Source organism: Rhodococcus sp. NPDC055024, assembly GCF_053608585.1.
The window spans coordinates 184,342-205,338 of the sequence record NZ_JBSGVT010000009.1 but is presented as its reverse complement, the minus strand read 5'-3'; the positions used below and the strand labels follow the sequence as shown (position 1 = coordinate 205,338).

Genomic DNA, 20,997 nt, shown 5'->3' with positions numbered 1-20,997 from the left:
GACGACTACCGCTTCAGACCGACGAGGTGCCGAACGGGGAAGTCGGTTCGCCGTCCACGAACTCCTTGGTCTTGGCGAAGTGTTCCGAGGTGATGGTCAGGAACAGTCCTCGGGACGTCCCCACTACTGCGTCCGGATCTGCTGTCGGACCTTCGACGATGACCGCTTCCGCGCTGGTGTAGACCTTGCGACGCAAAACGCCGTCGATGCGAGCCCGAAACTCGAGCACCGATCCCAACGGGATCGGACGGGCGAAGTCGATCTCGAGGTGCCCGGTCACCACCGGCGAGCCGAGAGCCATGCATGCCATGCCCTGAGCCTCGTCGAAGGCCGTCGACAAAATGCCGCCGTGAATAACTCCCGGACCGCCCTGATACTTCTTGGCGACCTCCAGACGGCCGGTCACTTCCAGCCCGTCACCGGCCCTGAAACTCATCGCCATTCCCGCAGGCTGGTCGTCGCCGCAGCCGAAGCATTTCGACCAGTGCTGAGGCAGCTTCTCGCCGGCGGCCGGAAAGAATTCGGTCGGCTCCGGGAGGGTCAGGTCGTCAGGCAGGGTCCAGGTACTACTCATGGATAGGTAATCTAAACGGGGATCAGTCCGGCACAGGCATCGGACCCGACCGAAGTGACATCGACCTCAGCAGGGAGTTTCTCAATGATCAGTGCGATGGCGGACACACAGTCGTCGTCGGCATTGCGAGAGACCATCGCCAGGTTGGCGCCGGGTACCGCGTTGCGAGACGGACTCGAGCGCATTCTTCGCGGTCGTACCGGCGCGCTGATCGTCCTCGGATACGACGAAGAGATGGAAGCGCTGTGTGACGGCGGATTCAATCTCGACGTGGAGTTCGCCCCGACCCGATTGCGCGAGCTGTCGAAGATGGACGGCGCGGTTGTCCTCTCGACGGACGGCACACGCATCGTTCGCGCCAACGTCCAACTCGTTCCCGATCACAAGATTCCCACCGTCGAATCCGGCACCAGGCACCGTGCCGCCGAGCGCACGGCGATTCAAACCGGCTATCCCGTGGTGTCGGTCAGTCAGTCGATGTCGATCGTCAGTGTGTACGTCGGCGGTATCCGGCACGTCATCGACGGCTCGGCCACCATACTTTCGCGCGCCAACCAGGCCGTCGCGACGCTCGAACGATACAAAGCGCGCCTCGACGAAGTGACACGGCAATTGTCGGTCGTCGAAATCGAGGATTTTGTGACCCTGCGCGACGCGTTGACCGTCGTACAGCGACTCGAGATGGTTCGCCGTGTGTCGATCGAGATCGAGCAGGACGTCCTCGAGCTCGGCACCGACGGTCGCCAGCTGGCACTGCAGCTCGAAGAACTGGTCGGCGACAACGACATTGCACGTCAACTGATCGTTCGGGACTACCTTGCCGGCCCCGAACCCATCGGTACCGCGGCGATGGACAACGTCCTCGTCGCGCTCGATCGCGTCACCGACGCCGACCTACTCGATCTCACGACGCTTGCGCGTGTTCTCGGTTATCCGGGCACGATCGAAGCCCTCGACACCCCGATGACCCCTCGCGGATATCGCGTACTGATGCGTGTACCTCGATTGCAGTTCCATCAGATCCACCGGTTGGTCGGATCCTTCGGCACTCTCCAGTCGCTGCTGGCCGCTACGGCTGCCGATCTGCAGTCGGTCGAGGGCATCGGCGGGCTGTGGGCCCGTCACATCCGTGAGGGACTGTCCCGGCTAGCGGAGACGTCGATCACCGGATCGTTCAACTAGCCAACCGTTCGCCGCTTGCTCGCTCTCACGCGATGTTGAACGGCTCCGGGGAGCTTCGCAATGCGCCGAGCTGACCGACAACCGTGTACGCGCCTGCGCCCACCGGATTGCGCTCGGGGTTCTGCGCGGTCGCGCACTCGGGGTTCGACGTCGTGGCCGACCAGGCGACCTTGAACGCGGCTTGCTCGCCCGGGGCGAGATTTCGCACGTCGGCAGCGGGCTGCGGGTAGCAGTCGACGTTGGACCACAGACGGGTCTTTCCGTCGATGCTGTAGACGAGCACCTGCTGAAGGCCGCCCGCCAGATCTCGATCACAGGGTGCCGACCCGATATTGGTGATGACGATCGTGAACGACGGCTCTTCGCCGGGAGCGAAGGTCGCCTTGTCTGCGGTTGCCTTGACTGCCAGCGACGAGTCGGCGCACTGACCAGCCGGAACCGGGGCGCCGGTGGTCGACGAAGACGACGCCGATGTCGACGATCCCGAAGCTTGCGTGCCCGAACCGCCCGATCCACCGGCGGCGCCCCCACCCGAACCACCGTCACCGGCCGGCGCGTTGGATCCGGAAGGGTTGGGAGTGAACGAGACGTCTGTTGTCAGCGAGGAACTCGCAGCGGCCGAATCGGCCTCCGGGGTATCACTTCCACCGCCGAAGAGAGCGGACGCCGCCCAGATGATCAACGCCAGCGCAATAACGGCAGCACCAATGGCCAGCGCCCGGCGACGCCAGTAGATCTCGGGGGGCAGTGGTCCATTAGGTTCCAACACGGACTCAACGGTAGTTGGCGCAGGGTCCACTAACCGTCAGCTGAGGCGGCGTGTCGGTACCCATTGTCTGCTGCCAGGTACCACTGCCCCGGAAGTTCTAACCTTCGACGGTCTCGACGCTCTCGCCGATGTCGCCGACTGCGCCCTGAACTCGCATGTGACCGTCGGACAACGTGTACGTGACGCCGACGATCGCGCACGCACCCTTGTCCACCTTGTCGGCGATGATCCGGGACCTCTGCATGATCAGCGAGCCGGTCTCCACGACGTGACGGCCTTCGAGTTCGTCGACGGTGGACAAGCCTTCGTTGCGGCCCATCAGGATGGACGGGGCAACACGCTCGACCACACTGCGGATGAATCCATCGGGAACTGCGCCCTTGTCCAGGGCGTCGAGCGTTGCCTTCACAGCACCGCAACCGTCGTGCCCGAGGACGACGATGAGCGGCACGTTGAGCACGTGAACGGCGTACTCGATCGAACCGAGAACCGAATCGTCGAGTACATGACCGGCCGTACGCACGACGAACATGTCGCCGAGGCCCTGGTCGAAGATGATCTCTGCGGCTACGCGCGAATCACCGCAACCGAACAGAACCGCTGTGGGGTGCTGCCCGTCGACGAGTTTCGCGCGGTCGGCGATTCCCTGGCTGGGATGGATGGATGCGTCGTTGACAAATCGCTCGTTGCCTTCGCGAAGAGACTTCCAAGCGGAAATGGGGCTTGATCGTGGCATTCACTCATTGTGCACCCGCCGCATTTCGGGCTCTCACCGGGAATGTTGCGTAGACGCAAACGAAAGATCCGCGTCGGCTTTCACACCTTGTGATGAAGCAACCGACTTGGAACTTACTTCAGAGTCAGTTTCCTGATACCGTCTCCCAACGTGACCTGGAGCACTTCGAGCATCCGAGTGTGATCGAAGAAACCCGACCAGCACGATTCGGCCGGAAAGGGGGATGGCGTGAGCACCGAAGTTGAAACAACCGGAGACAACCCCGAAGTTGGAACAATCGGGGACGCAACACCTGCCTCCCCTGCCAAGACGAATATGTTCTCGAACCTGCTGTCCGAGATCGGACTGCTGTTCACCTTCACCGTGCGTGTGTGCGTTGCCGCGGTCACGACCCTGCGACGCCGGCGCCTCGCCTGGCGTGAAGCGCTCGACCAGATGTGGTTTCTCGCCCACGTCACCTCGGTCGCGTCTGCTCTGGTGATGATTCCCCTCGGTGTGGGAGTAGCACTGCAGATCGGTGCGCTGGCAGATCAAATCGGCGCGGGTGCGTACAGCGGTGCCGTCGTCGCGTTCCTCATCATTGGACAGGCCGGACCTCTGGTGTGCGCCCTGATCATCGCAGGCGTCGGCGGTTCCGCGATCTGCGCAGACTTGGGAGCGCGAACGATCCGTGAAGAAATCGACGCACTCGAAGTGCTGGGCCTACCCGTGCTCGAACGCCTGGTCGTGCCCCGGATGATCGCGATCGCGATCGTCTGCCTCCTACTGAATTCGATAGTTCTCGTAATCGGTTTGGGCGCAAGCCTCTTCGTTCACGTCCTGATACTCGACGGCAACGCACAGAGCTTCCTACGTAATCTCGTTCAATTCAGTCAACCCAGCGACTTCGTCGTCTCCGGCATCAAAGCCGTTGCCTTTGCTCTCATCTCGGGAATCGTGGCCTGCTACAAGGGCTTGACCGTCAAGCGTGGAGCCCAAGGCGTCGGCGATGCCGTCAACGAGACCGTGGTGCTCTCGTTTGTCCTCGTGTTCGTCGCGAACCTCGCGATCACCCAGTTCTACCCGCTGTTCGTCTCGGTGAAAGGTGCCTACTGATGCACCTTCCCATCGCAATTCGTGCCAAGCGGGTCACTTCGCGAACCGTCGACGGGTTGAGTCGACTCGGCGATCAGTTCACCTTCCACGCGCGCGTGATCACCTCGATTCCGGCAACCCTGCAGCGTTACTGGCGTGAAGTGGCCCGTCTGGTCGCGCAGGTGGCATTCGGTTCGGGCACCCTGCTCGCCGGCGGCGGCAGCGTCGTCGTCATCTTCGCGATCTCGTTCTTCGCCGGTTCCCAGATCGGACTCGAGGGCTACCGCGGGCTCAACCTCGTCGGCCTCGCTCCACTGTCGGGGGTGATGTCCGCCATCGCGAACACTCGCGAGGTCGCACCGCTCGTTGCCGCAATCACCTTGGCAGCCAAAGTCGGAACCGGATTCACCGCGCAACTCGGCGCCATGAGGATCTCCGAGGAAATCGACGCACTCGAGGTCATGGCGATTCCCTCACTGCGGTATCTGGTCACCACCCGAATGATCGCGGCACTGATCGCGGTGGTCCCGCTGTACCTCGTCGGCCTGTTTGCCTCGTACATGGCAACGGCGCTTGCCGTGATCCGGGTCAAGGGACAGTCCGAGGGAACGTACGGGTACTACTTCAGTCTTTTCCTCTCCCCCAACGACATCTGGCTGTCACTGATAAAAGTCATGGTGTTCGCGGTCGTGGTGACCCTCGTGCACTGCTACTACGGTTACACCGCCACAGGTGGCCCCGAAGGCGTCGGACGAGCCGCCGGGCGAGCCTTGCGCACCAGCATCGTCTTCCTTGCTTTCACCGACGTCGCGATGACCATTGCGCTGTGGGGACTCAAACCTCAAGTACCCGGGTTGACCGGATGATCGTCACGAACACCAGTCGAATCACGCTGGCATTGCGGGGTTTACTTGCCGTTGTCTTGCTGATCATCGCCTACGTCTTCCTGTTCAGCAGGGGAACGGACACCTTCGGTTCCACACCTCAGGTCAGCGCTGTCGTCCCCGCCGCCGCCGGTGCGCTGCGCGTCGGATCGTCTGTTCAGTACCGCGGCGTCGTAGTCGGAACGGTAGCCGACATCGAGCCGGGCACCACCGCGTCCACCGTCTCACTCGCAATCGACGAGGGTGCGTTCGAGGACATACCGTCGACGAGTCAGGTGCGGCTGATGCCCCGCAACATCTTCGGCGACTTTTTCGTAGACCTGATTCAACCAGCCGGACTCTCCCGTGGACCTGCTCTCGCGCCGGGTACGGAGTTGGTATCGGATCAGTCCGAGGTCGCGGTCCAGCTCTACCAATCGATCTCGCGGATCTACTCGCTCGTTTCTTCCCTCGACCCCGCCGACATCAACGTCGCGCTCACGGCAGTCTCGGACGCGATGAGCGGCAAGGGAACCCAGATCGGTGAATCTCTCGATTCAGTTCACCACGCGTTGGTCGGTGCGCAGCCCGTCATCGACGGGCTCGGTGACGACCTCGACGACATAGCCACCCTCGCCGACAGTCTCTCGTCGAGTGCGCCGGACATGCTCGCCGCATTCGAGAACTCCATCACCACATCCAAAACCGTCGTCGAAAAATCCGACGGATTGGCGGCGCTTCTGCGAGCCGGCACCAGCACGGGTTCTGCTGCCGCGACTGTGATCGGTGACAATCGTGACCGCATGATCACCGTGATCGACGACGCCGATTCCCTCACCGGCGCAATCACTTCACGACCCGACCACATCACAACCTTCTACACCGGCCTGCGCAATCTCACGATCAAGCTTCCGCCCGCGTTGGCCCACGGGCCATGGCTGAGCACCGACCTGCGACTGTCCGTCACAGATCTGTATCCGTACGGCAAAACCGACTGCCCACAATACGACGCGGCCCGCGGCCCCAACTGCCCTGCCGCCGCCGCGTTGGGTGGAACCGTCGGACCGGTCGGCAGTCCCGTCGAACAGTCGCTGATCGCAGCTCTCACCCAGGGAGGTACAGCGTTGGACACTCTGGTGGCCGGACCGGTACTTCGTGGCACGACGGTGGTGGGCGAATGAGCGTGAAGAAGTCTCTGATCAGATTCGGAGTGTTTGCCGCACTGTCGATTCTCGCCACCGTGATCGTGGTGAGCACCCTGATCAACCCCGTCTCCGGGCCGAGTTCGCAGTACCAGGCCGTCTTCGTCAATGCCTCCGGTCTGGTCACGGGCAGTGACGTACAGATCGCCGGGGTCCGAGTCGGGCGCGTCGAGAGCGTCGAGTTGGTGAACAATCAAGCCGTGGTCGGTTTCGAACTCGAATCCACACAACGCATTCCGACCGACGGTCGAGCAGTGGTGAGGTATGCGGATCTGTTGGGGGCACGAACGATTTCGATCGAATCAGACCCACACGAACGAGCAACCGGCAACTACCTCTCCCCCGGGGCCACCATTCCGGTGGAACGGACTCAGCCGGCGATCGACCTCACCGACATCCTCGGCGGCTTCCGTCCACTGTTCGACGCACTCGACCCCGCAGAAGTCAACGAGCTTGCCGGACACGTCGTGCAGGTATTCCAAGGACAAGGTTCCACCATCGAAAGCCTGCTCGAGCGCACCGTTGCCGTCACCGAGAACTTGACGTCCCGCGACGCGATCCTGGACCAGCTACTGACCAACCTCGACCGGGTACTGACCGTCACCACGACGAATCGACCCAACTTCGTCGAGATGATCAACACCCTCGACACACTGGTCGGTGGTTTGGCACAGGACCGCCAACAGATCTCGGCCGCAGTGGATTCCGCAGGTGCCCTGACCTCTTCCCTTCAGGACTTGGTCACGCGGGTCGAGCCTGACTTGGCGGGCACACTGACCTCCATCGATCAGTCGGCCCGCGCCGTCGTCGACAATCGCGACTCGCTCGCGACAGGTATCACCGCCTTCGATCAACTGTTCACCCAGTTGGGAATCGCAATGAGCTACGGCAGTTGGGCGAACATCTACATCTGCAACTTTCGACTCAGTGCACTAGGTCAATCGGTGGCGCTGGGTGGTCCCGAGCGCTCGGCGGTGTGCCGATGAACTGGCTCACCGTCAAGAACCCGGTCCGCAACGGAATCATCTGCATTCTCGTCGGAGTCGGAGTCGTTCTGGCCGCACTTGTTGTCCCTCAACTGATTTTGAAGGTCAAGACCAACGAGTACCACGCCGTATTTGCCAACGCCACCGGGTTGACGCGAGACGATCCGGTCAACGTCGCAGGAGTTCCGAGCGGGGTAGTCACGTCGTTGGCGGTCAGCGGCAACTCCGTTGACGTCACCTTCCGACTCGACGACGGCGTCACTCTCGGCGAAGACTCGCGTGCGGACATCAAGATCTCGACTCTGCTTGGCCGACGCTCGCTCGACATCACCCCGAACGGATCGCGCTCGTTGCCCGCAGGTTCGACCATCCCCATCACGAACACCAGTGTTCCGTTCACTCTCGACGACCTCGGACGCAGCGCACAATCCACGTCGGAAAACCTTGACCTGCAACAACTGCGAAACATGCTGACCGTGGTCTCCGACAACTCACCGAACGATCCCGAACTCATCCGCCGCTCACTCGAGGGCATCGACGCACTCTCCGGGGTCGTCAACGACAACGACAATGCACTGCGCTCCCTTCTCACCGGGGCGCAGCAGACCACGACCACCCTGATCGAGCAGAAGGACACTCTGCAAACCCTTCTGGGAAATGCAGATCTGGTGATGGCCACGATCGCCGACCGGCGGGACGTGTTGAACGCCCTTGTACAAGACCTGAATCAGTTGAGTACCACCATTGCCCAGTTCCTCGGTGACAACCAGGCTCTGGTCGACTCGGTCATGGGAGACATCCACGAGGTGACGGGAGTTCTGTCCGAGAACGAACAATCGCTGACCACACTGCTCGACAACTTCGCGCCCAGCGTCCGCTACGTCACCAACGCGACCGGCAACGGCAACTGGCTCGATCTCAACTCACCCTCCACGCTCATCCCGGACAACTGGTTGTGCGTCGTAGGGCTTGTTCAGGGGTGCCGATGACCACGACCGTCAAGAAACTTGCTGCTCTGGCCGCAATAGTGATCTGCGCGATCGGCGCGATCTTGTTCGTCACGCGTGACGAGCACCGACTCACTCTCACTGCCGAATTCACTTCCACCGATGCCATCTTCACCGGCAACACGGTGACAATTCTGGGAGTTCCCAGCGGGAGTGTCGAGAGCGTCACACCGGACGGGCCCCGGGTACGAGTGACACTGAGCCTGCCACCGGGAACACGCGTGCCAGCCGACGCGCAGGCCTGGGTCCTCTCTCCTTCGGTCATCAGTGACCGCACGATCGAGCTCGGCCCCGGCTACGAAGACGGTGAGTTCCTCACCAACGGCGCGGTGATCCCTCTCGAACGCACTCACTCTCCTCTGACGTGGGACCAGCTCACTGCTTCGGTGAACGAACTGACGGTCGCGCTCGGCCCTGGCGCCGACGGCGGTGGGATCGGTGACCTCATCGGAGAAGGCGCCCACGCGGTGGACGGCAACGGGCAAGCATTTCACGATGCCGTGCAGTCCATCTCACAGGCAAGTTCGGTACTGGCGGGTGCAAGTCCTGACATCTCCGAGCTGGTGAAGAACCTGAACACCCTCGTGCAGTTGATCGCGGACAACCAGACCCAGGTCGATTCGCTGTCGAACTCGGTGACAGTGACCGCCCGCACGTTCAGCGAACAACGCGAAGACATCAGCGGGGCGCTCGATTCCCTGACCACATTGCTCGGACAGGTCTCGGCGCTACTCGCCGAACACGGCGAGAGGGTCACCGCCGACCTGGGTGCGCTCGCACAGTTGACCGGAGCAGTGGCGACCAAGCAGGACCAACTGCGCGAGATCATCGAAACGGCACCAACGGGATTCGAGAACGTCGCCAACCTCGTCACCGAAGATGGCAGAGCACGCGGCCGCTTGGACATCGCCACCGACCTCTCACAGTTCGACACGACACGAGCACTGTGCGAGAAGATGCCGATTCCACTGTGCACCGGGCCGGGAATCGTCAATCCCATCGAATTCCCTTCCGCAGGCAGTTCCGAGCTGGCACGCATCCTGGGTGGAGGCAACTGATGGCGTCGAACAGGTCCGTGGCGAGCATTGTTGTGGCACTTGCCATCGCAGCGCCCTTGACCGGCTGCAGTCTCAACTTCCAGCATCTCCCCCTCGGTCGCGGACTGCCAGGACAGTCGTACCCGTTGAACATGGAGTTCGACGACGCGTCGCTACTTCCCGTCGGCGGCGAGGTACGGATCGGGCAGGCTGTCGTCGGCAAAGTCACCTCGATGAGCGCGGAAACCTTTGCCGCCGTCGTCCATACCGACATCGAGTCCGACATCGAACTACCCATCGGCACCCGCGCCCGAATCGAGCTGTCAACCCCGATCGGCGATGCATTCGTCAACCTCGAAGTTCCGGCCGATGCGACCGGCCCCGTCCTCGAACCAGGTTCCACCATCAAGCGATCGGAGACCGTGCGCGGGCCCGATGTCGCACAACTACTCGGCGCCGTCGGAACTCTGTTGAACGGCAGCGGGTTGGCGCAGGTCAAGAACATCGTCAGCGAGGCTGATCAGATTCTCGACGGCAGGGACGAGACGATCCGCGATCTGCTTGCGCGCCTTGACGCTTTTCTCGGAACACTCGAAAACCGAAAAGAATCGATCAACTCGGCCCTGGACTCACTGAATCGGCTCAGCGCCTTGATCGGTGACGAGAGCGCCACCATCGACGAAGGGTTGCGCGCACTCACCCCTGTCTTGGGTGTTGTCTCCGACCAACGACAACCACTGCTGGACCTTCTCGATGAGACCGACAGGCTCAGTACCGCAACCAATTCCGTCCTCGATCAATCGGACGACCAGATTTCCGACATCACCGATCGACTCTCACCCATCCTCGACCAGTTCTCGGCAATGGGCCCGACACTGGGTGAGACGATGACCAACCTGGACAACGCGAGAGTGCTCCTCGAACGCGCCAGCCCCGGTGACTACGTGAACATCGACCTCGACGTCGATCTCGAGGGAACAGTGACCGGAGTGCTCAACGAGATCATTCCCGGTGCCGCACCGCCACTGCCGCCTCTGCCGGCCTCCGACCGGGAGCTGCCGATCACGACACCCCTGCAAGGAGGCGCGCGATGAAGAACCGAACCGTCTATTTCGAGATCGTGGCCTTCCTCCTCATCGCGGTGATCAGCACGACGTACGTACTCCGGCAAGTAGGTGCCGGAGATCCGTTCACCGGAACCTACTCGGTCACCGTCGAATTGGAGAACGCGGCCGGAATCGCACCAGGTTCGGAGGTGGCATACCGCGGAGTCACCGTCGGCGACGTCGAGTCGGTGCAGGTGGACTCCGCCCGGGACCTCGTCGTAATGACGTTGAGCATCGCCGCCGACCAACAGATCCCCAACGATTCGCATGCGGCCATCAGCCAGGACACCGCAGTTCCGGTACTGAAAGTTCAGTTGTCCTCGCAGACCGACGGCGGTCCCTACCTCGCCGAAGGTTCGGTGGTTCCGGCAGAGCGCACGTCGATCCCGGTCGCGTTGGGAACCGTCATCGCGAATTTCAACGCTGCTGCCGACACCGTCGATCCGGCAGACCTGCGGACCCTCTCGCACGAACTCGGTGAGGGATTGAACGGATCGGGTCCGGATCTACAGGCTCTCGTCGACAACTTCGACGTACTCGCGCGCACTGTCCGAGCCGATCAACCGCAAGTCAACACACTCGTACAGAATTCGCGCTCACTCTTTGCCGCGAACGAAGACAACGTCAATGCTCTTCCCGAAGTTGCACTCACACTTCGCCAATTGACAGATCAGGTACGAAACTCCGATCCGCAACTGCGCACACTCCTCGATCGAAGCCCGAGCGTTCTCGACAATCAGATACTCCCTCTCATCGAGCAGAGCCGTGAACCGTTCAGTCTGCTGTTGGCCAATTCTCTCGTCTCCACCCAGATCGTCACCGCACGGATGCCCGCCGTCGACGCCTTGTTGGTGGTGGTCCCGAAAGGTTTCGAGAAGTTCGGAAGCATCGTCAAAGACGGACGCGCACAACTTGATCTGATCACAGCACTCGGTCCGGTCTGCCTCTACGACACACCCCGGCGATCGGTACAGGACACCTCACCGACCACAATCGACAAGAACCAACACTGCACGGACCAGTCGGGCCGCATCCAGAACCGAGGTTCGCAGAACATCCCCACCGCAACCGGGGCAAACACTGGAACGATCGACGGGGTCGCGCAATACGATCCTGCCGTCGGCACGGTCGCTACCGGCGACGGAACATCGATTCGCCTGGGCCTCAACGGTGGTCAGAACACCGTTCTCGGTGACAACTCGTTTGCCGCACTACTAGTTCAAGGAACGCAATGACCGAGACAGCTGAACCCCAGACACCCGAGCCCCCGACACCCGCAATCGTCGAGAAGCCCAAGCGGCTTCGCAAGCAGACCGTAGTGATCATTGCCGGCGTCCTGGTCGTCGTCGCTGCGCTCGGATGGGGTGCATTCGCGACCTGGCAGAAATCCGTCGACGACGACGCCCGCACCAGCGCACTCGAGAGCGGACGGCAATTCGCCACCGACCTCGCGACATACAACTTCGAGAACCTCGATCAGAATCTCTCCGTGGTGCGCGACAACTCCGTCGGTGAGTTCGCCGGCCAGTACGCCCAAGTGGCAGCCAACCTGCAGAACATGATCGTGCAGTATCAAGCGACCTCGTCCGCGCAGATCATCTCAGCCGGGCTGGCGAGCAGTGACCGCGACAACGCCGAAGTTCTCGTTTTCCTCGATCAAACGATCACCAACACCAACTCCCCCGATCCGAGGATCGACCGCAACCGCATGCAACTCTCACTGGTCCGTGAAGACGGCGAGTGGAAACTGAGCAACGTGCAATTGTTGTGACCGGGAGGTCTGCCATCAGCAAGCGGCCGTATCGGAACGCAGCCGTATCGGAACGCAGCCGTGTCGGCGCCTGCCGATAAAGTGGCCTCCACAAGTCGACGTGTCCTTCGTCGGCCGGGAGCGCAGGTTCGAGGAGTGTGTCGGTAGCGGTGGCAGTGGAATCCTCGGTGCTGCTGAAGTGGTACTCCGATACGGCCCGTGACCTGCCGTGGCGACGTGAGGGCGTCAGTGCCTGGCAGATCCTGATGAGCGAGATCATGCTCCAGCAGACGCCGGTGGTGCGTGTTGCGCCCATCTGGGAAGAGTGGGTGGAGCGCTGGCCGGTTCCGTCGGCGATGGCAGCGTCCAGTCAGGCAGAAGTGCTTCGCGCGTGGGGCAAACTCGGTTACCCGCGACGTGCGCTGCGCCTCCACGAATGCGCCGGCGTCCTGGCCACCGAGCACGGTGACGTGGTGCCGCAAGACGTCGACATCCTGCTCTCACTGCCGGGAATCGGTTCGTACACCGCCCGCGCCGTAGCGTGCTTCGCGTACGGACAGCGAGTACCGGTGGTGGACACCAACGTACGACGCGTAGTTGCGCGGGCCGTCCATGGCAATGCGGAACCTGGCAATCCATCCAACACGCGCGACCTCGCCGACGTCGCGGCACTACTGCCGAGGACGCGAGAGCGCGCCGCCACCTACAGCGCAGCTCTGATGGAACTCGGCGCACTGATCTGCACGGCGCGGACACCGAACTGCGAAAACTGTCCGTTGCCGAATTGCGCCTGGGTCGCGTCGGGCAAGCCGGCACACACCGGACCGCCCAAGAAAGTGCAGAAGTTCGCCGGCACCGATCGCCAGGTACGTGGAAAATTGATGGCCGTTCTGCGTGAAAGTCACCGTCCGGTCGAACGTGCGCAACTGGACATCGTCTGGCCGACCGATCCTGGTCAACGTGACCGCGCGTTGCATTCCCTGCTGGTCGACGGACTGGTCGAGCAGACCGACGACGGCCTGTTTGCGCTGGCGGGAGAGGGTACGGCTTAACCGACTCGCATCGGGTCGCATGCTGCTGCGGGTTCGGCGGTCTGGGATGGTGCGACTTCAGGATCCGAACGTCGAAGTGCAGCGGGAACGACGGGTACAACCGGGTCGCAGGGCGGAAGGGTCAGAATCGGCAGTGCAGCGCCGGGCGGTGGCCCGCTGGTCGAGGTCGCAGGCTCGGCGCCGACGTTCGGGCCGTCAGTGGACACCGCGTGCGACCCGTCTGGAGAGAGGGCGATCAGCAATCCCGTCAGCATGAGCAGAAGCGGCAACACTATTGCCGCTGCCCACCGGATCCTGTTGACGGGCTGAACAGCCACGCCAGGCCGAACTTCATTTCCCCTCGCGGCCGCTACCAGCGCAGCGCCGATCGCCAGTTGTGCGCGCTCGCTCAGAAACAGGAAGCCGAGCCCGGCCAGTTCGGCGGCTTCGGCGCAGGGCTGCCTGGCCTCTTCCTTCACCAGCATCGCGACGAGCATCTTCGGAGCTGGGTCTTGTTCGGCGACGAGCAGATCCAAAGTCGCAGCAAATGTCGAGCTGTCTGCAAGCAACTCGGCGGTGGCGTAGCGGTGAGCCGAGTCCACGACGCCGGCACTCGGATCAATGGCCGCGATCACAATCTCGCTGCCGTCCGGCCAGAATGCGAGGATCGGCGAAACACCGTTCAGCGCGTCCACAGTCCGCAGGTAGGCAAGGCGGGCGTCCAGACCGTTGACCAACTCGACGTTCTCGAAAGCACTGGAAGACAACACATCCGGGACAAGTTCGCGCACGTCCGCACGCTCGCACATCACTCCGACGACGGTGGGGCACAGATTCGAGCGCAAAGCTCGGCTGGTGGCGACCTCCGCAGCGGAGGCGAGCGCGTGTGCCGACGTCTGCGCAGAGGGAAGAGTCCCGTCTACACCCCACGGGTGACGGAACTCGTCGATCGAACCAAGTAGCGGCGTGTCGGCATCTACGAGAGCTGTTGAAATGGAACTGTTTTCGAATACAACGCCCAGGCTTTCACGCACTGGATCCTCCATTGACTGTTGCGGGGGTCGAGATCTCTGCGGAGCCGTATCAGAACGTCAGGCCACTGAGCGCCATTGCGCCTGGTTCCAGCACGAGGTCCACCGGCGCTCGGCCGTCGACCGTGACGCGATACCCACCCGGGAGAAGTCCGACAAACGAGAAGCGACCTTCGAACGGCTTGACCGTCCGTGTTATCGCATGCCCGCATTGATCGACACCGTCGATCCTCACTGCTTCCGATATTCCGGACGTCACCAGACCCGAGATCTGCCCGTTCGCCGCAACCGGATTTCCCTGGACCGTCTGACCGTCGACAGAATTCCCTTGCGGATCACACACTCCCGGGGTAGTCGACACTCGCACGGTGACGTCGCCCGACCGCACGCGCACCGCACCCCGATCCGCAGTGACCACTGCCGCTATCGGTAAACCGTCAGCGTCGTCCCGATTACCTGCAGTCATCGTCGCGGTTCGAGTGACGTATCGACCTGCTTCCAGATCCCCTACCCGGCAGAGTAACCCGACCTCGTCGATGCCCGAGTCGTCTCCGCAGTAGTCCGGCACGGACGGCAGAGTAAAACCTCGAGGCACCGGAAGTTGCACCACCACGTCCGAGAGCGACTGGTCTCGAACACCGATGTCGACGACGTACGTCACCGGATCACCCTCTCGGACAATGCCGTTGGACGGTCCCGAATCGAGCCCTGGACCGTCAGCGGGATCGAAGGGCGGTGCACCCTCGATCGCCGTCAGCTCGACGGTGAAGGGAGGCACGAACTCTCCTTCGGCTGCCAATCGAACATCCGACTGCATCGGCAGCACGCCGAGCGCAGCAGCGCCGACCACCAGAGCTCCGGTCACGACAACTACGCCGATGCCTCGTACTCCTCGGCGCCACGCCCTCGGCCGGAGTCCGACCGTAACGGCCTTCGACCACACCTCTGACAGACGAGTTCTCACGACGCTCCTTCGATGTCTGACTCTCGGGCCCCTGGCGGGCATCCTCGGCCGCATTTGGCGAATCCCGAGCTACGTTCAATAGAAGTCGCTCGAGGGACTCGAAAGCCAATGGTGAAGGCATGATTGTGTGGGTGAACTTCTCTCACCCAGGGTGAAGTCCCGGGTGAATTGCCCGGGATGGCACACTCTGGATTCGCACCAGCTACGCTCCACCCTGTAGATAGATGGATCGAGACAATCCGCCCAAACGCTTCAATTACAACGGGGCGCGAAGGCAGAAAGGGTCCGCGTTGATGTTCGGGATGGACGGCCATGACTGGGCAGCTATTCCCGAAAGACGCACGATCGCCGTGTCGATTCCCAGGCAGGCTCTGTTCGCGAAACTCGACCGCCGCGCCGCTCTGACCATCGTCCGCGCACCGAACGGCTACGGAAAATCGTCGTTGATCGCGTCGTGGCTACGCGCCAATCTGGCGTCCGAACGTATTCTGGTGTGGGTCTCGGCGCCACCTCCTTCATCGACACTCGCAACTTTCTGGGCACTGGTCCTGGAGCGAATTCACGCCGCCGGAATAGCACTACCCGACGCCGGTGGTCTCGCCGATCCTTTCACCGCGATCACCAAATCCTTGAACGATCTGTCCCGACCCGTACTGCTCGTTTTGATCAGGCCGGATCTGGTACCGGAACCGGAGTTGGATGATCAATTGATCGAACTCCTCACTCGCTGCCACAATCTTGACCTCGTGGTGACGCTCTCAGGCTTCGGAATGTTCTCCGAGCCGTACCTTCTCGACACAGATCATGAGGTTGTCAGCGCGGGCGAGTTGTTGTTCACGGCAGCCGATACCGCCCACGTACTGGAACAGACCGACGCTCACACGGCTGCGGGCGATGCTGAAAGAATCACATCTTTGACTGGTGGGCTTCCCTCGCTGGTCCGCGCCGCCGCTGCCGCAGTCGCAAAAATTCCAGGCGGCGACAATCGCCGGCAGGTAATCGAGGAGAACGTCGCGCGAGCGATAGACGACTACGTGACTGGTTCCGTCCTCACCATCGCCGAGCGCGTGAAGCAACACCAGTTCCTGCTCGCGATCGCCTTTGCTCGATCGATCACCGTCGACATCGCCGCAGTCCTGTTCGAGTCCCAACACCACGATGCTGCAGAGACTATTCGTCGAATTCGGGCGAGACTGGTGACACTGGAGACTGCCGGATTACTGTCGCGTTCAGAAAGCGAGGCCGACGAGACCTGGGAGTTGTCGCCCGCCATTCGGCAATCATTACTCGCGCGCCACACCCGCAGTGGAATCGAACCGTCGCAACGTCTTTCATTCCTTGCCCATAATCGACTCGACGTCGGCCATCACGCGTCGGCGCTCGACTACGCGATCGAGGCACAGAATTGGACCCTCGCAGTCGACATCGTCGAACAGCATTGGGTGACGATGATCGTGAGCAGCCTGGACACGGTTCGCTCTGCACTTCAACGGATTCCGGTGGAGGCTGCCGACAAACACTCCGCTGTCCAGGCCGGGCGCGCCCTGTTCACCATGCATCCGAGCAAGCGTGCAAGTGTCGTCGACTCGCTGCCCGAATCGCCCGCCGAACTGTGGAAACTCGGCGCCGGGGCAGAGGCAAAAGACGCCCTCAGCATCGGTTGCGTCCAATCGATCATGCTCAGGCTCGCCGGCGAGTACGGACTAGCGGCAGAGACCACCAGGCGTCTGGCTCACCTCAGTCGCAGTGCGCTGGAGAACAACCCGGAGACCGTCAACGCACAACTCCCCCTCATGCGACTTCAATGGGCGATCAATTTCCAATTGAACGGCAGACTCACCGAATCCACGATCAAAGCTCGAATGGCATACCACGGTGCTCTGTCTCGAGGAGTCGACTTCATCGCTCGCAACTCCGCTGGCAGCGCCGCTCTGAATTGGGCGCTGGCAGGTGAGCCGCGACAGGCCGCACATTGGTTCGAACTCGAGCAGAAGCATCCGGACCCCGGAGGTTGGCTCGAACCTGTGGTCAAGATCGCCGGCTTGACCGCATGGGCTCTCACCGCTCTCGACACGCTTGACTTCGATGACGCACGTATCGCATTGACCGAACTCGGCGTTCCGTCCGACGCCGAGGAACTGTGGGCGTTCGTCGTCTATGCGCACAGCCAATTCGCCCTGACTCAGGGCACTGCATCTTCCGCTCTGTTGTTGCTCCACAACGCGATTGAAGCTCATTCCAAGCAGTACACGGCTACATCTTTCGCGCTTCCTCTGTTGCAATCTGCCGAGATCGACCTCCTGCTCGCACTCGGCGAGGGAAACAAGGCAGTTGCTCTGGCCAAGGATATCGCTGATCCTGCAGCCAACCCGTGGACACTCGCGTCGGTGGCACGTTTACGCCAACGGATCGGCCAGAACGAAGCCGCCGTGGCGCTGTGTCACCAGTTCGACTGGTCGGGCGAATCCTATCCGCGGGCACAGATGGAATCGCTTCTGGTGCAGGCGGTTGCACACTCCGAATTGGGTGAGCCACGCCTCGCCGCTCAGGAATGGTCCAGAGCGTGCAGTATCGCGGAGCAAACCGGACTTCTGCGTTCGTTCGCGACCATCGCATCGACAGACGTCGAGAAACTCGAATCGATGGCGAAGTCGAATTCGCGAGCACTCGCCGAGTTCGCGAAAATGCCTCGAGCTGAATCATTTCCGGAATTCGTGCACATCGTGGAACTGACCGAACGCGAACAGAAGGTACTTTCACTCCTGGCACTGGAAATGGGGTCGGCCGCGATGGCCGACAAACTGTACGTCTCCGTCAACACGGTCAAGACTCAACTACGCACTCTCTACAAGAAACTCGACGTACACAATCGAAACGAAGCGATAACCAAGGCACGTCAACTGCGCCTGCTGTAGTCCCGGACCGGATCTGATTCGGACTACATTCTGTAGACATGAGCACCGATACCTGTGTCTTCTGCAAGATCATCGCACTGACCGAGCCGGCGATTCTCGTTCACGAGAGCGAGACGACTCTCGCATTTCTCGACGCCCGACCGGTGAGTCGCGGACACACTCTGGTGGTCCCCAAGCGTCATGCGGAAAACCTCGATGCTCTCGAAAGCCATGAGGGCGCAGAGATGTTCCGCGTCGGGACGCTCATCGCCGGTGCTCTGCGGCGCTGCGACATCGCCGCAGACGGCGTCAACTTCCTGGTCAATGACGGTCGCGCCGCGGGCCAGACCGTGTTCCACTCGCACCTGCACGTGGTCCCCCGCCATCGCGGCGACAAGGCGAAGTTCGCTGCCGGACTTCTGGCCAGACGAGCCGTCGAACTGGAGCAGGTGGGCTCGTCGATCCGCAGTCAGCTCACTGTCTGAAGGAAGTCCGTCACGACGTCGCGGTAACGCTGCGGTTGATCGTCGTGGACCAGGTGACCGGCGTCCGCAATGCATACGTACCGGGCTTGCGGCCGCTCGGCCATCTCTCGCATCTGCCCCTCGGGGGTGATGGTGAATTCCCCCTCGATGAGCAAAGTCGGCGCCTCGATCGCCTTCCACTGATCCCAGAAGTGCCGCGTGCCCCACTCCTCCGAGATGTCGCGGAAGGTCGAGACGTCACCGTGCAGGTACCACCCGTCGTCGCGGCGGTCGAAGGAATCGAGAAAGTACTGGCCGGCGACGGGGCCGAAGAATTCCTTCATCGCGTCCTCGGAAGCAAACGGTTGCGGCCACGCCGAAATCATCTGCGCCCAATCCGCTGCGGTGCGTCCGCGAAAGTCCGGGGCCATGTCTTCGAGGACCAGGGCACACACCTTCTCTGGATGCGCAGCGGCGAAGCACCACGCGTGCAGAGCGCCCATCGAATGACCGATCACGATCATCGGACCTTCGATGGAGGAAACGGCCGATGTCAGGTCCTCGACGAATGCCTCGGTAGTCAGTTCCGCCGGCGCCGGCCTGCCGTGACCGGCGGCGTCGAAGGTGTAGACGTGGCCGAACTCGCGGATCCACGGCACATGGCGACGCCACGTTCGGGAACTGCCCATGAGGCCGTGCAACAACAGAATCGGCTGTCCCGTTCCACCTTCGTCATGCAACACGAGTGTCACGGTACGCGGTGAAGGTACACGGGTAATGTCGCTTTCATGGCAGTCGTGAAGATCAATGCAATCGAGGTCCCCGAGGGCGCCGGCCCCGAACTGGAGAAGCGCTTCGCAGCACGCGCTCACGCAGTCGAGAACTCCCCGGGCTTCCTCGGATTCCAACTCCTCCGCCCCACCGCAGGTGAGAGCCGCTACTTCGTGGTGACTCAGTGGGAGTCCGAGCAGGCGTTCGCCGATTGGCGTGACGGCCCTGCCCGTGAAGCCCATTCCGGCGAGCGTGCGAAGCCCGTCGCTTCGGGTGCGTCGTTGCTCGAGTTCGAAGTTGTCTTGGACGTCGCCGCCAAGAGCTGATCTCGAACGATTGTGCCCGCCTTGCCGGGCACAATCGACGGTCATCTCGGCTTCACGCGTTGACACGGTGCGGGCAGTAGTGCAAAAGTTCGCATGTAAACGCGATGGTCCGACAGGAATCCGGTGAAAGCCCGGAGCGGTCGCGCCACTGTAATTCGAGGTGAAGTGCCTTTTTCGGTACGGCTCTCTCGACAGCCAGACACTTCGGCCATCGCATGGACCTAGGGGACGCGAAAATCCCAGGAGGCTTCGATGGCTCTCGCCTATTCTCCCGATACGTCGATCGATTCGACTCGTCTTGCTTTCCTCGCCGCTGCGGTAGTTCTGTTCGCGATGCTGGCTCTCTACCTGGTCGGATTCGACCAGGGCGCGATCTCTCGCACCGGCATGTACATGCATGAATTGATGCACGACGGACGCCACTTGATGGGCCTGCCGTGCCACTAGTCGACAGTTTCACGAAGCTTCTCATTCGTGGATTGTTGGCTGGTTTGATCGCGGGCATTCTTGCCGGCGGTGTTGCGTTCGTGCTGGGTGAACCCCACGTCAACGCTGCCATTGCGATCGAAGAAGCCAACAGTGCCGCTGGAGAACATGCCGGCGAAGCCGCTGGGCATTCACACGGTGACGAAGAAGAACCACTGGTGAGCCGCGACGGGCAGCGCGCTGGGCTGTTCCTGGCCACCGCGCTGGCCGGACTCGCGCTCGGCGCTATCTTCTCGGTCGTCGCCAACTACGCGCGACGACTCACCGGAATGTCCGGGCCGTTGTTGGCGATCACCATCGCCGTCGGCGGTTGGCTGGCCATCGAGGCGGTGCCGTTCTTCAAGTACCCGGCAAATCCGCCGGCCGTCGGAGATCCGGACACCATCAACCAGCGGACACTGCTGTGGCTGGCGGCCGTGATTCTCGGGCTGCTGTCCGTCACTGCGGCGGCAGCTGCAGCAAAGGCAGTTTCCGGGCACGAGTTCCTCAGTGTGCGCATCGCCGCTCCGGTGGCTGCGTTCCTGGTGATCGTCGCGATCGGTTACGTCTCGCTTCCCGGCATCAACGAGGTGGGCGAGGACTTCCCGGCAACTCTGCTGTGGGAGTTCCGACTTTCCTCGCTTGCTACGCAGGCGACACTGTGGCTCGTACTCGGATTGGCATTTGCCTTCCTCACCGAGCGCGCGACCAAGAATGCCGACGTGGCAAAGAAGTACGCCCTTCGCTGAACCTGCTGTGCGCCTT

22 protein-coding genes and 1 riboswitch are annotated in these 20,997 nt (G+C 62.0%); of the genes, 16 read left to right on the top strand and 6 right to left on the bottom strand.

The genetic code is table 11. The annotated features are described in order from the left end of the window. Positions 1–13: 13 nt before the first annotated feature. Complete coding sequence (locus tag ACWF6P_RS20125) at positions 14–574, bottom strand: PaaI family thioesterase (RefSeq protein ID WP_378448206.1); 561 nt, start codon at positions 572–574, stop codon at positions 14–16. A 96-nt stretch (positions 575–670) separates the two neighbouring features. Here ACWF6P_RS20125 and disA point away from each other — a divergent pair, with 96 nt between their 5' ends. Next, on the top strand, positions 671–1,756 hold the full coding sequence (gene disA, locus ACWF6P_RS20120) for a DNA integrity scanning diadenylate cyclase DisA (RefSeq protein ID WP_024487741.1): 1,086 nt from the start codon (positions 671–673) through the stop codon (positions 1,754–1,756). A gap of 25 nt (positions 1,757–1,781) precedes the next feature. On the opposite strand, the gene ACWF6P_RS20115 is transcribed toward disA, so the two are convergent. Together ACWF6P_RS20115 and ACWF6P_RS20110 are read right to left on the bottom strand one after the other, a co-directional pair. After that, positions 1,782–2,525: a DUF4232 domain-containing protein gene (locus ACWF6P_RS20115; protein ID WP_378448205.1), complete on the bottom strand. Its 744-nt coding sequence runs from the start codon at positions 2,523–2,525 to the stop codon at positions 1,782–1,784. A gap of 97 nt (positions 2,526–2,622) precedes the next feature. Continuing rightward, positions 2,623–3,261 (bottom strand): carbonic anhydrase, encoded by a 639-nt coding sequence (locus ACWF6P_RS20110; RefSeq protein ID WP_007726896.1) that lies wholly within the window; start codon positions 3,259–3,261, stop codon positions 2,623–2,625. 228 nt (positions 3,262–3,489) lie between these two features. Between ACWF6P_RS20110 and ACWF6P_RS20105 the strand changes: the two genes are divergently transcribed. The 10 genes from ACWF6P_RS20105 to ACWF6P_RS20060 all read left to right on the top strand — a co-directional run bounded on the left by ACWF6P_RS20105 (position 3,490) and on the right by ACWF6P_RS20060 (position 13,338). After that, entirely contained in the window at positions 3,490–4,356 is an 867-nt protein-coding gene (locus tag ACWF6P_RS20105) for an MlaE family ABC transporter permease (protein WP_452622217.1), read from the top strand. After that, positions 4,356–5,201 carry an MlaE family ABC transporter permease gene (locus ACWF6P_RS20100; protein ID WP_452622216.1) on the top strand — a complete coding sequence of 282 codons (846 nt, stop codon included), beginning with the start codon at positions 4,356–4,358 and terminating at the stop codon, positions 5,199–5,201. Before ACWF6P_RS20105 ends, ACWF6P_RS20100 begins: the two co-directional genes overlap by 1 nt. Continuing rightward, positions 5,198–6,379 carry an MCE family protein gene (locus ACWF6P_RS20095; RefSeq protein WP_452622215.1) on the top strand — a complete coding sequence of 394 codons (1,182 nt, stop codon included), beginning with the start codon at positions 5,198–5,200 and terminating at the stop codon, positions 6,377–6,379. Before ACWF6P_RS20100 ends, ACWF6P_RS20095 begins: the two co-directional genes overlap by 4 nt. Continuing rightward, positions 6,376–7,386: an MCE family protein gene (locus ACWF6P_RS20090; RefSeq protein ID WP_452622214.1), complete on the top strand. Its 1,011-nt coding sequence runs from the start codon at positions 6,376–6,378 to the stop codon at positions 7,384–7,386. The genes ACWF6P_RS20095 and ACWF6P_RS20090 overlap by 4 nt, the downstream gene beginning before the upstream one ends. Next, positions 7,383–8,375: an MCE family protein gene (locus ACWF6P_RS20085; RefSeq protein WP_378448200.1), complete on the top strand. Its 993-nt coding sequence runs from the start codon at positions 7,383–7,385 to the stop codon at positions 8,373–8,375. The genes ACWF6P_RS20090 and ACWF6P_RS20085 overlap by 4 nt, the downstream gene beginning before the upstream one ends. Then, entirely contained in the window at positions 8,372–9,451 is a 1,080-nt protein-coding gene (locus ACWF6P_RS20080; protein WP_452622213.1) for an MCE family protein, read from the top strand. Before ACWF6P_RS20085 ends, ACWF6P_RS20080 begins: the two co-directional genes overlap by 4 nt. Beyond that, positions 9,451–10,524 carry an MCE family protein gene (locus ACWF6P_RS20075; protein ID WP_452622212.1) on the top strand — a complete coding sequence of 358 codons (1,074 nt, stop codon included), beginning with the start codon at positions 9,451–9,453 and terminating at the stop codon, positions 10,522–10,524. The genes ACWF6P_RS20080 and ACWF6P_RS20075 overlap by 1 nt, the downstream gene beginning before the upstream one ends. Further along, on the top strand, positions 10,521–11,771 hold the full coding sequence (locus ACWF6P_RS20070) for an MlaD family protein (protein WP_452622211.1): 1,251 nt from the start codon (positions 10,521–10,523) through the stop codon (positions 11,769–11,771). The genes ACWF6P_RS20075 and ACWF6P_RS20070 overlap by 4 nt, the downstream gene beginning before the upstream one ends. Next, positions 11,768–12,307: a hypothetical protein gene (locus tag ACWF6P_RS20065; protein ID WP_452622210.1), complete on the top strand. Its 540-nt coding sequence runs from the start codon at positions 11,768–11,770 to the stop codon at positions 12,305–12,307. The genes ACWF6P_RS20070 and ACWF6P_RS20065 overlap by 4 nt, the downstream gene beginning before the upstream one ends. Before the next feature lie 149 nt (positions 12,308–12,456). Then, complete coding sequence (locus ACWF6P_RS20060; protein WP_378536154.1) at positions 12,457–13,338, top strand: HhH-GPD family protein; 882 nt, start codon at positions 12,457–12,459, stop codon at positions 13,336–13,338. Here ACWF6P_RS20060 and ACWF6P_RS20055 read toward each other — a convergent pair. Together ACWF6P_RS20055 and ACWF6P_RS20050 are read right to left on the bottom strand one after the other, a co-directional pair. Further along, positions 13,335–14,351, bottom strand: a complete 1,017-nt coding sequence (locus tag ACWF6P_RS20055; RefSeq protein ID WP_452622209.1) for a hypothetical protein — start codon at positions 14,349–14,351, stop codon at positions 13,335–13,337. The two genes, ACWF6P_RS20060 and ACWF6P_RS20055, sit on opposite strands and share 4 nt — an antisense overlap. A gap of 49 nt (positions 14,352–14,400) precedes the next feature. Then, positions 14,401–15,312, bottom strand: a complete 912-nt coding sequence (locus ACWF6P_RS20050; RefSeq protein WP_452622208.1) for a hypothetical protein — start codon at positions 15,310–15,312, stop codon at positions 14,401–14,403. A 224-nt stretch (positions 15,313–15,536) separates the two neighbouring features. Here ACWF6P_RS20050 and ACWF6P_RS20045 point away from each other — a divergent pair, with 224 nt between their 5' ends. After that, positions 15,537–18,227: a LuxR C-terminal-related transcriptional regulator gene (locus ACWF6P_RS20045; RefSeq protein ID WP_452622207.1), complete on the top strand. Its 2,691-nt coding sequence runs from the start codon at positions 15,537–15,539 to the stop codon at positions 18,225–18,227. Between the two features lie 38 nt (positions 18,228–18,265). Beyond that, complete coding sequence (locus tag ACWF6P_RS20040; protein WP_378534940.1) at positions 18,266–18,691, top strand: HIT family protein; 426 nt, start codon at positions 18,266–18,268, stop codon at positions 18,689–18,691. Here the strand turns inward: ACWF6P_RS20040 and ACWF6P_RS20035 are convergent. Beyond that, positions 18,676–19,413, bottom strand: a complete 738-nt coding sequence (locus ACWF6P_RS20035; protein ID WP_452622206.1) for an alpha/beta fold hydrolase — start codon at positions 19,411–19,413, stop codon at positions 18,676–18,678. The two genes, ACWF6P_RS20040 and ACWF6P_RS20035, sit on opposite strands and share 16 nt — an antisense overlap. A 45-nt stretch (positions 19,414–19,458) precedes the next feature. On the opposite strand from ACWF6P_RS20035, the gene mhuD reads away from it, so the two are divergent. From mhuD to ACWF6P_RS20020, 3 genes are all read left to right on the top strand, one after another. Further along, positions 19,459–19,767, top strand: a complete 309-nt coding sequence (mhuD, locus tag ACWF6P_RS20030; RefSeq protein WP_007726927.1) for a mycobilin-forming heme oxygenase MhuD — start codon at positions 19,459–19,461, stop codon at positions 19,765–19,767. 88 nt (positions 19,768–19,855) lie between these two features. Continuing rightward, a riboswitch (cobalamin riboswitch) is annotated at positions 19,856–19,994 on the top strand. Between the two features lie 25 nt (positions 19,995–20,019). Then, positions 20,020–20,214, top strand: a complete 195-nt coding sequence (locus tag ACWF6P_RS20025; RefSeq protein ID WP_003945915.1) for a CbtB domain-containing protein — start codon at positions 20,020–20,022, stop codon at positions 20,212–20,214. Further along, entirely contained in the window at positions 20,205–20,981 is a 777-nt protein-coding gene (locus ACWF6P_RS20020; protein WP_378534934.1) for a CbtA family protein, read from the top strand. Before ACWF6P_RS20025 ends, ACWF6P_RS20020 begins: the two co-directional genes overlap by 10 nt. The last annotated feature ends 16 nt before the right edge of the window (positions 20,982–20,997 follow it).